This is a genomic window from Paraburkholderia sp. RL18-085-BIA-A (assembly GCF_046027075.1).
Taxonomy (GTDB): domain Bacteria; phylum Pseudomonadota; class Gammaproteobacteria; order Burkholderiales; family Burkholderiaceae; genus Paraburkholderia.
The window spans coordinates 1-10,074 of record NZ_JARESU010000212.1; the positions used below are offsets into that span (position 1 = coordinate 1).

At 60.0% G+C, this 10,074-nt stretch carries 10 protein-coding genes and 2 pseudogenes; 9 read left to right on the plus strand and 3 right to left on the minus strand.

Translation table 11 applies throughout. The annotated features are described in order from the left end of the window. Window positions 1-47 precede the first annotated feature (47 nt). From P0D89_RS48410 to P0D89_RS48435, 6 genes and pseudogenes are all read left to right on the plus strand, one after another. Window positions 48-485 carry a RidA family protein gene (locus P0D89_RS48410; RefSeq protein WP_408379045.1) on the plus strand — a complete coding sequence of 146 codons (438 nt, stop codon included), beginning with the start codon at window positions 48-50 and terminating at the stop codon, window positions 483-485. Window positions 486-495: 10 nt separating this feature from the next. Next, window positions 496-1,182 carry a DUF1028 domain-containing protein gene (locus P0D89_RS48415; RefSeq protein ID WP_408379048.1) on the plus strand — a complete coding sequence of 229 codons (687 nt, stop codon included), beginning with the start codon at window positions 496-498 and terminating at the stop codon, window positions 1,180-1,182. Continuing rightward, complete coding sequence (gene argE, locus P0D89_RS48420; protein ID WP_408379051.1) at window positions 1,175-2,338, plus strand: acetylornithine deacetylase; 1,164 nt, start codon at window positions 1,175-1,177, stop codon at window positions 2,336-2,338. Before P0D89_RS48415 ends, argE begins: the two co-directional genes overlap by 8 nt. Before the next feature lie 211 nt (window positions 2,339-2,549). Continuing rightward, window positions 2,550-3,977, plus strand: coding sequence for a purine-cytosine permease family protein (locus P0D89_RS48425; RefSeq protein WP_408369119.1), 1,428 nt, complete (start codon window positions 2,550-2,552; stop codon window positions 3,975-3,977). A gap of 390 nt (window positions 3,978-4,367) precedes the next feature. Further along, a pseudogene (locus P0D89_RS48430) lies at window positions 4,368-5,141 on the plus strand (DUF2950 domain-containing protein); the annotation flags it as partial. A gap of 12 nt (window positions 5,142-5,153) precedes the next feature. Further along, window positions 5,154-5,351: a hypothetical protein gene (locus tag P0D89_RS48435; protein WP_408369121.1), complete on the plus strand. Its 198-nt coding sequence runs from the start codon at window positions 5,154-5,156 to the stop codon at window positions 5,349-5,351. A gap of 334 nt (window positions 5,352-5,685) precedes the next feature. Here P0D89_RS48435 and P0D89_RS48440 read toward each other — a convergent pair whose 3' ends face one another. The 3 genes from P0D89_RS48440 to P0D89_RS48450 form a co-directional block, all read right to left on the minus strand. Further along, a complete protein-coding gene (locus tag P0D89_RS48440) occupies window positions 5,686-6,126 on the minus strand; it encodes a zinc ribbon domain-containing protein (RefSeq protein WP_408379054.1) in 441 nt (146 codons plus the stop codon). 359 nt (window positions 6,127-6,485) lie between these two features. Next, window positions 6,486-6,806, minus strand: coding sequence for a hypothetical protein (locus P0D89_RS48445; RefSeq protein WP_408369125.1), 321 nt, complete (start codon window positions 6,804-6,806; stop codon window positions 6,486-6,488). Between the two features lie 8 nt (window positions 6,807-6,814). After that, window positions 6,815-7,108 (minus strand): HU family DNA-binding protein, encoded by a 294-nt coding sequence (locus P0D89_RS48450; protein WP_408369127.1) that lies wholly within the window; start codon window positions 7,106-7,108, stop codon window positions 6,815-6,817. A gap of 437 nt (window positions 7,109-7,545) precedes the next feature. Here P0D89_RS48450 and P0D89_RS48455 point away from each other — a divergent pair, with 437 nt between their 5' ends. The 3 genes and pseudogenes from P0D89_RS48455 to P0D89_RS48465 all read left to right on the plus strand — a co-directional run bounded on the left by P0D89_RS48455 (window position 7,546) and on the right by P0D89_RS48465 (window position 9,260). Next, window positions 7,546-7,977 (plus strand): hypothetical protein, encoded by a 432-nt coding sequence (locus P0D89_RS48455; protein WP_408369131.1) that lies wholly within the window; start codon window positions 7,546-7,548, stop codon window positions 7,975-7,977. 797 nt (window positions 7,978-8,774) lie between these two features. Next, a pseudogene (locus P0D89_RS48460) lies at window positions 8,775-8,962 on the plus strand (DsbA family oxidoreductase); the annotation flags it as partial. 46 nt (window positions 8,963-9,008) lie between these two features. After that, window positions 9,009-9,260 (plus strand): hypothetical protein, encoded by a 252-nt coding sequence (locus P0D89_RS48465; protein WP_408371176.1) that lies wholly within the window; start codon window positions 9,009-9,011, stop codon window positions 9,258-9,260. The last annotated feature ends 814 nt before the right edge of the window (window positions 9,261-10,074 follow it).

A 10,074-nucleotide genomic window follows, 5' to 3' on the forward strand; every position in this document is an offset into this window, starting at 1 on the left:
CCTTCTTTAATCCGCGATCCATTTCTTCCTAGCATTAAGGTGCATTGATGAGCCAACCTACGCATACCCGTATCCGCATGTTCAACACGAAGGATACGTATCCGAACCAGACGCTCGACAACGATCTTTGTCAGGCCGTGCGCGCCGGCAACACGGTCTATGTGCGCGGTCAGGTGGGCACGGATTTCGACGGCCGCCTGGTCGGCATCGGCGATCCGCGCGCCCAGGCCGAGCAGGCGATGAAGAACGTCAAGCAGTTGCTGGAAGAGGCGGGCAGCGACCTGTCTCACATCGTCAAGACGACGACGTTCCTGACCGACATCCGCTACCGCGAGCCGGTCTATCAGGAAGTCGGAAAGTGGTTGAAGGGCGTGTTTCCTATTTCCACCGGCCTGGTGGTGGTCGCGCTGGGTCAGCCGCAGTGGTTGATGGAGATCGACGTTATCGCGGTCATTCCGGATGGATGGACGCCGCCGAAGGCCTAAGGAGCGGGACATGACATTCTCTATCGTCGGACGTTGTCCGGAATCCGGGCAGCTTGGGATCGCGATCAGTTCGTCCAGCATCGCGGTGGGCGCTCGATGCCCGTGGGTGCGCGCAGGCGTGGGCGCGGTGGCGACACAGAACGTCACGCTGCCTGCGCTCGGCCCGCAGATTCTCGATCTTCTGGAGAACGGGCAGCTCGATCCCACCGGAGCGTTGGACCGGGTGCTCGGAGCGGGCGAGCGGAGCCAGTGGAGTGAGTACAGGCAGGTGACGGTGATCGATAGCCAGGGTCGGACGGCGTTCTTCAGCGGCAAGGAAGCGCTCGGCACGTATCACGCCGTCGCGGGCAGGCAATGCGTAGCCGCAGGCAACATGCTTGCTGGCGTAGAAGTGATTGAGGCAATGGTTCCGGCATTCGAGCAGGCATCCGGCACGCTTGCCGATCGCCTGCTCGCGGCCATGCATGCCGCGATGGCTGCCGGCGGCGAAGCGGGGCCCGTGCATTCGGCGGCGCTCAGGATCGTGGGCGACGTGAGCTGGCCGATCGTCGATTTGCGGGTCGACTGGGCGGATGACGACCCGATCGGCCAGCTCGACGGTCTATGGCAGGCGTATCGGCCGCAGATGCAGGACTACCTGGCGCGGGCGTTGAATCCGACCGCCGCGCCCAGCTACGGAGTGCCCGGCAATGAATGACAGATCCAGCCGCGCGCTGCTTGAACGGCTGATCGGCTTCGCCACGGTCAGCCGCGATTCCAATCTGGACATGATCGAATTCATCCGGCATTACCTCGAGGAACTCGGTGTCGAGTGCGAGCTGTTCTACGACGCCGAGCGCACCAAGGCGAATCTGTTTGCGACCATCGGTCCGCGTAAGCGAGGCGGCATCGTGCTGTCCGGCCATACCGACGTGGTGCCGGTCGATGGCCAGGCGTGGACCGTCGATCCATTTCGTCTCACCGAACGCGATGGACGGCTGTATGGCCGCGGCGCGGCCGACATGAAGGGTTTCATCGCTTCGGTGCTGGCAGCGGTGCCCGGGTTTCTCGAGCGCGAGCTGAAGCTGCCGGTGCACCTCGCCTTTTCCTACGACGAGGAAGTCGGATGCCTCGGCGTGCGGCCGATGCTGGCAGAACTGGAGCGACGTCCGCACAAGCCAGCCCTGTGCCTGATCGGCGAGCCGACCGAGCTTAAGCCAGTGCTGGGCCATAAGGGCAAGCTGGCGATGCGCTGTCAGGTGAAAGGCGCGCCTTGCCATTCGGCCTATGCGCCGTATGGCGTCAACGCTATTCAATACGCGGCGCGGATGATTGGCCGTCTGGAAGAGATCGGCGCGGAGCTGGCGCAGCCCGAGCATCACGACGAGCGATTCGATCCGCCGTATTCGACCGTGCAGACGGGCGTGATCAAAGGCGGCCGTGCGCTCAACATCGTGCCAGCCGAATGCGAATTCGACTTCGAAGTGCGCGCGCTGCCGGGCTTCGACGCCCACAAAGTCGCCGACGAGTTGCAGACCTACGCCGAAGCTGAGCTGCTGCCGAAGATGCGCGCCGTGAAGTCCGACACTGACATCCGCCTTCAGCCGCTCTCCGCCTATCCGGGATTGGCCACTTCGCCCGACAGCGAAGCGGCGCGTCTGTTGGCGTTGCTCAGCGGTTCGACTGAGTTCGGCACGGTCGCGTTCGGCACCGAGGGCGGGCTCTTCGATCAGGCGGGCATTCCTACGGTGGTCTGCGGACCGGGCAGCATGGACCAAGGGCATAAGCCTGACGAGTTCGTCACTGTCGAGCAATTGAGCGATTGCGATGTAATGCTGGTTCGTTTGGCAGACTACCTTTCGGCCGCGTCGTGAGACGTATGGATCGAGGACGCTGCCGCGGCGGTACCTCCTCAGATGGGGAGCCCACTGTCTCGCGCCAAAGCAAGACGATTGGCAAGACCACTCAACTCAAAGACTTTTCGAATGCCAGGCATGGCACTTCTGTAAACCGAACACGCCTGGCTACGCATGGGACCGGAGTGCAGCGCCGAAGCGCCAACTCCGGTCGACATAGGAGACGAACTTGAATACTTCGGAACGCAACGCCTCGCCGTTGATCGAAAAACACACCATCGGTTATGTGCCGCCCGAGGATCGCCATGGCAAGGTGCGCGATCTGTTCACGCTATGGTTCGGCGGCAACATCGCTCCATTGCCCATCGTCACCGGCGCGCTCGGTGTGCAGATCTTTCACCTGAACTTGCTGTGGGGCATCGTGGCGATCGTCGTCGGTCAGGCCGTCGGCGGCGTGCTGATGGCGTTGCATTCGGCGCAGGGACCGCAGATGGGCATCCCCCAGATGATTCAGAGCCGCGCGCAGTTCGGTTCATGGGGCGCGCTGCTCGTCACCGTGATCGCAGGCGTGATGTACGTGGGCTTCTTCGCGTCCAATATCGTGCTCGCCGGGAAGTCTCTTCATGGCATCGAAAATGGCGTCCCGGTTCCTGTCGGCATTGTGATCGGCGCGTTGGGATCGGGGCTGATCGGGATTATCGGTTACCGGTTCATCCATATCCTGAACCGCATCGGAACCTGGGTGCTCGGAATCGGCATCTTCGTCGGTTTCGGCTATATCCTCACGCATATCTCCACGGACGATTTCCTCACGCGCGGCGGATTCAACTTTGCCGGCTGGCTCGCGACGGTTTCGCTGTCGGCGCTCTGGCAAATTGCTTTCGCCCCGTACGTCTCCGACTATTCGCGCTATCTGCCGGAGAACGTGGGCGTCGCATCGACGTTCTGGGCGACCTACCTCGGCTGCACGATCGGCTCGACGCTCGCGTTCGTCTTCGGCGCGGTGGCCGTGCTCGCGGTGCCGCCCGGCGCCGACGCGATGGACGCCGTCAAGCAGGCTACCGGTCCGCTCGGGCTGCCGATGCTCGCCCTCTTCCTGCTGAGTGTGATCAGCCATAACGCACTGAATCTCTACGGCGCGGTGCTCGCGGCCATCACATCGCTGCAGACGTTCGCCTATCGCTGGATTCCCACGGCGAAGACGCGTGCCGTGCTGTCGATTGCGGTTCTCCTCGCATGCTGCTACGGCGCGATCGGCGCTTCGACCAATTTCGTCGGCAATCTGGTCGATCTCGTGCTGGCGCTGCTGGTCGTGCTTGTGCCGTGGACCGCGATCAACCTGATCGACTTCTATGTGATCCACAAGGGGAAATACGACATTCAGTCGATCTTCCAGGTGGACGGCGGCATCTACGGCCGCTTCAATCCACAGGCGCTGATCGCCTATGGGATCGGCATTGTCGTGCAGATTCCGTTCATGAACACGCCGATGTATGCGGGTCCCGTGCCGAAGTATCTCGACGGGGCGGATCTCTCGTGGATCATCGGGCTGCTACTGACGTCGCCGCTGTATTACTGGCTTGCGTCGCGGGACACCGGCTATCGGCGCAGACAAGCGAGTGCCAGTGTCACACGTCACCCGGCGAGACAGTCATGACGGCTGGGGTGCTTCCGCATCGGAGCGGCGATGCAGGTGATCAATGGAGGCGTAAATAATTTGGATCTAAAGAATATCGAACGACTTGAAGACGATGCTCAGCGTTCCGGAGTCTTCTGACGGACCGTCACGCCAGCCGTTCATACGTCTCCTACGCTTCGGGACTGGTCATTCAGGTTCCTTGGTCCCGGGCGGTCGAAATGGGTCCAGCCTGTGTGAAAACACATTGATCGCCTAAACTGAATCAACGCGTTGAGACCGGGTGACTCATGAAGCGATTCGTTGAAGGCGATGACCGCAAACAGGTCGCACTACTTCCCGAATGCGTCGATGACTACATTGGACAGGATAATCCGGTGAGCCCGGAAGCGGGGTGAGCATGAAGAATTCGCCGTCCTGAAAGACCGCGAGGACGCGTTGCGTGCGATCTTCGGCAATGACTTTCGTGAACTGATTCCACCGATCGGCGCGCAGGTGCGAGATACGTTTGTCGCGGAGTGGGCCAGGTCGCATACGATCGAGCCGACAGACGGCCGGCATGCCCACATTGCCGTGGGCGACAACGGCTGGACGTTCCCGATTCCACTCGTCAAGATCGACCAGGGATGGCACTTTGACACGCGCGCGGGTTCGGAAGTAATGCGCGCGCGGCGCATCGACCGCAATGAACTGGCCGTCATTCAGACAATGCTCGTGATCTACGATGCGCAGCGCGAGTACGCGCAGACCAATCACGACGGAGAGGGTGTGCTTGCCTATGCAGCGAGAATGGTGAGCTCGCCGGGCAAACACGACGGCCTGTACTGGCCCACCGGACCGGATGACAATCCGAGTCCGCTCGGCGAGGCATTCGTTGATGCGACTTCGCGGGCGCAGAGTGCCGGCTACTACGGGTACCACTTCAAGCTTCTCGAGTCACAGGGGCCACACGCACCAGGTGGCGCCTACGATTACGTCGTGCGAGGCAAGCTCTTCGGCGGTTTTGCCGTGATCGCCTGGCCAGTGAAATACGGAGACACCGGGATCAAGACTTTCATGGTGAGCCATGCCGGCCAGATCTTCGAGCGGGACCTCGGACCCGGGAGTGCAGCCAAAGCGGAGGCCACGAAGTCGTTTGACCCGGGTCCGGGCTGGAGCAAGGTGCCCGATACCGACAGCCAGTAACACGCTCAAGCTGTGCCGCGTGCGTCACCGGCCCGCAAAAAAGAAAGCCTGCGAATCATTGCCATCAAGGATGAATCTGGCAAAACGATCGTCACGACGACCGGCGTTCATCTTGCCCGCGACCTGGGTTCGGCGCTCAAGGCAGCCTTCCAGGGAACGCTGGAGCTGAAATACAGTAAGGATAAGAACTTGCTACGTGCCCACTGGTGACGCTAGAGAGTACGAGGTCACACTTTACCCGTCGCATACTGCACGAATGACCGTACGTGGACAGCCCCGGTCTTGCCAGGTTTTCACTACGCGATGACAGAGAGGTAGATTGCAACCGTACATTCGGACTTTCGTTGGGGCCGCGCCGCTGTCCCTGATGGGTTTCGCTGGTTGGTACCCCGTCCTTGTAGCGCACTCGATGGTGCCCAGTCACTCGCGGGCTTGGCCAACCACGGTCTAACCTGTGCCGCCATCACTTCACGATCGAACGATGACAAAGGGATACTTACGGGCGAGCGGGATGATTCAATTCCCTGGTTGGATCCGGGCGTCGTCAGGGCGGCAATCTGCCTGCGGTCGCCCTGACGGCGAGAACTGTCTTGCCATCACCGGCAACGTCGCATTGGTAAATCACCGGCGTATAGGCGCCGAAGTCGTTCTGGAACTCGGCCTTGACGCCAATGTATGTGATGGGGCCGCCCGGCTCATCGGTCCAGCGAAAGCGACTGAACTTCATCTCGAAGGTGCCGCCCGTCCATTTCACGATGTGCGTCGCAAGTCGCTCGATCGGATCTTTGCAATAGATGGCGGCCGCAACGATCTCTTTGTCGCCGAGACATTGCAAATCGTCCTTGCTACACGACTGGGCTTGATTCGCTGCGTCGCTGCCGTTCCTGGCGCTATTGTCCGAAGCGCAGCCCCAGGTGATCAACGCACCGACTATAAGCACCCCCAAGCCGCCCAACATCTTTCCCGCGTCGGTCTGCTGCTTCACCACAGGTGCGCCACACTTGACGCACGTCGTCGCCTTGTCGCAACCTCGTTCCCGCATTCCTTGCATTTGACCAACGCCACGAATTCCTCCGATCAGTTTTCTGGTCTCGTCGCAGTGCGTTACATTCGAACTGTCGTCCGAGGGATATGAGCGAGGTGGGATTTAATCTGGACGAAAGATGGTAACGCCAGCTTCTGGCGGTTCCTGTATGAGGAAATCGTGAACCGCATACCTGGGGTGTGCGTTAAACGCTCAACATCCCGGCGGAGATGCGGTTCTCGGCGATGCCTTCAACGTTCCGCGCGACTAGTCCGCCGCAATCACGATCGATTCCTCGTGCGCCGACGTCCGGTACGACTTCATACGACGTATGGATGCATCTGGCGTTGCGACCACTGGGGTGTGAGTTCAAGCGCTATGAGACGCTCCAGTTCCGTGCGCCCGGTTGCGGTCAGCATTGCAATGTCAACGGGTGGACTATACGCGTCCGCACGAGCAGAATTGGCCGCGAGATAACGCGATGTTCGTTCTGGCTGACGCACCCAATCGATAAACCCCAGCATATGCAGCACATCGAGCACGACCGGATGCCGGCCGCGCACGATCTGGCGATGCAGTGTCTGACGTAGTCCTTCCAGCACTTCGGCATGCGACACGCGGCGGCCGTCGGAGGCTCTCATCGCGACGCCTACTTCTTAACCTTGTCGACCTTGTTCACCGCTTCCTTGAACGCCTTCCCGGCAGTGAATTTCACCGTTTTTGCGGCTGCGATTTTGATCTCTTCCCCTGTCCTCGGATTGCGTCCGGTCCGTGCCGCGCGGGTGCCAGTACTGAAGCTACCAAATCCGACAAGTTGCACAGTGCCGCCCTTAACGAGCGACTTCGTGATGATCTCAAGCAGCGCATCGAGCTGCTCGCTCGCGATTACCTTCGTCTGTTCGGTCTTGCTGGCAATCGCGTCGACCAGTTCCTGTTTATTCATGTTTCTCCCTCTCGAAAGGGTGGACGGCTATCCGGTGGTCTTCCTAATTGCCAGTTGGTGCTTTACACCGTATTTCCGGCCCGGCGCAGGCGGATACTACAATGGCGTGCCGTCTCCGATTGAAACGGCACATCACTATACCGTATGCGACAACAGGACGAGGCCGTGTGAAAACGCATGCTGAATGCGGCGTTCTAAAAAATCGCCCCTTCAGATCGCGCCGCATTGGCTTGGCAGCAACTCGGGACGGGTAAAACGACACCCGAAAACCGAGTACTTTTGCGTTTTCAGGCGGCCGGCATATGCCAACGGCATAGGGCAGTGACCGGCCAGTTGCAGACCTTCGACGTGTCGAGCAAAATTGACGGCGATGTTCCCAAGAAGCGATTCCGGGTCGAGCTCCGTCGTCGGAGACACCGTTGAATCTAAAGGGCAACATGAGACGACTGTTCCTCGCTGCACTTGCAGCCACCTCTTTCGCGGCTTGCGTTCATGCACAAAGCAATGCTTCCGGCCCGCTTGTCACGCCCTCGGGCAAACTGCAATTCGTGCGCGTTGACCGCGATTTCGTGGGAATGCTCGACAAGGAAATTTTCGATCGCTTCGGCGCGAACACGCTGACGCATTTCGATGAAGTCGGCAACGCAAATAACACCGTCACACGCATGCTCGTGCAGACCGATTCCGGCCCTGTGCTGTACGACTTTCGTGACCATCCGCCACTTGTGCAGCGCTCGGGTAAGCGCATGACCGTCAGGCGCGTGTTCTGGCAAGGCGACGAAGTCGTGATGCAAAGCTCGCAAGGCTGGTTCCGCTTCCAACGCGGCGTGCTAACGAAGCTGCAGTCGTCTTCGACGACGTACCATTGATCGCGCGAAAGCCGAACACACGCTCGCCAGCGATGACATACACCGCCTCGCCGCGCACCCCCTTGCCTTTCTCCAAGTTGCCTTAGCTTCTTGTGGGTCGCGCTGAGCCCGTCGTCGCGCGACAGGGTTCGGCCACAAGGCGCCAATTGCCGCCCCGAACTGAACGGCAGCCGCCAGACCTTACTGGTCTTGCCGCATTGCTGAGAACACATCGTCTACCCAGTCATGGTAGTTCATGGCGCGCTCACGGCGAATGCCAACTGTCACAACCAGGCGAACACGCAAACGCCATTGGCAAACTAATCAAATGTCTATGCCCGACAGGTTACGTTCGGACACACTTCGTTGCGAATCAGAATTCGGCCACCATCTACAATCGGCGCACGGAGAAAAACATGATCAGACTTTTGTGTGTCGTTGCGCTTGCGGCTAGCCTGTCAGGATGCATTGTCGCTCCGCCATACGGCTATGCGCCTGTGCCGGCCTATGGATATGCGCCAGCGTATTACGCAGCGCCTTCCGTCGATGTCGGCATCGGTTTCGGCGGTTACGGGCACGGCTGGCGAAGGTAGCTTCGTTGCGGCACGGGCTCCATTGACGAACGTGTCGCTCGAGCCGAATACAGGCACGGCAGTCTCTAAAGACGGTTCCAGTCCATTGGCCTGACCGGGGCACCTACTGTTGAGAACCGAAAGATCCGCGCCGAAATGAGCAGTTTCAATTCGGCAGCCCAGATCTGCCGGACGCACGGCGTTTCCCGCCCGGCGGCAATGATTTCCGCGACAATGGTGATAGCGGGACTCGACGCCGCGGAGGCACGTGACGTACTGCAAAAGCGGAGACTACTCCGATGAGTTTCGGGCGGAAGAACGGCGATACCAGGGCGATGGGCATCCAGTCCGAGCCGGAGATCGTTTTCAACCATCGCTATCTTATGAACGGCGGACAACCCGTCGAAGCCTTCGAGCAAGTTATCCAACAGATTCGGCCGAAGCGTAGAGTGGCATTTCTCGTATGGGAGAATCAGAGCGATGAAGAAGACGGGAATTTCGATCATCCTGTTCGTACTGGCCGTCCTCAGCCCGCTGGCTCATGCGAACCTGGCTACAGGTACCCACGAGTTCAAGAACGATGTCAAGACGGCCGGAAAGAAAAGCGGACATGCTGTGCGCGAGGCCACGCACGCGGTCGGCCGCGGTGCGAAGACGGCCGGCCATGCCGTTGCCGATACAGCAAGGCACGGCTATCACGCGACGAAAAAGTTCGTGACGGGGCACGCATAAAGGTCGCTTCCCGACCAAGACCGCCCGACCGTATGCAACTGTCATGGAACCAGAGGGCCTGCTGCTACGTCATGTGAGGTTAGACGCCCGGCAGTTTACATGTAAGGTCATCGGGCACAAGCCGGCCATGAAGCGTCATTCGCCCGCACTGTTGCTCGGACGTTCAGATGTCGAATCCGCCCCACAAGCGGTCATTCAATCCGCGAGGATGAACGTTGCTTCATCCATTAACGTCATCGAGTATCGGCGTTGGTCAGGCGGCTACGGGTCGCTTTCCTGAAATTCGCAGGTCGGCGGTCGCAAACGACCGGTCTGACGCAAGCCGAATTCGTACGCTCGATCCATATCTGCCCTTCGACCCGACGAAGCGCAAATCGATCATCGCCGCCTGCTGGAAGAAAGTCGAGCTTTGGTGATGTCACGATTTACGGAACTCTCAATATTGATGCTACGATACCGGAAGACACACTGGTTTCCATCGTGTGCTATTTCGTTGCAGGCGTCCCGGCTTCTATGCCCCCAGGCAGCGGTTTATCAAGGACTTCGCTCGGGCCTGGCCGATGCGCGCGCCAGGGCCAAGCGCCTCGGCCGGCACACCGCGACACCGCGTCTAGTGAACAAGGGCTTGTCTCTGATCAGGCAGGGAATGACCTTCGAGCACGCAGCCGAGCAATCGGGGGTGAGCGTTTCCACGCTACTGGGCGCTTGCAGGAAAGGCAACGCCGCCTGACAGTCGAAAAAGTCGGTCGGTGGCGCCAGCCCCGGAATGGCGCGCTCTCCAACGCCCCTAATTGCCGGGGTTCGCTATGGTGAG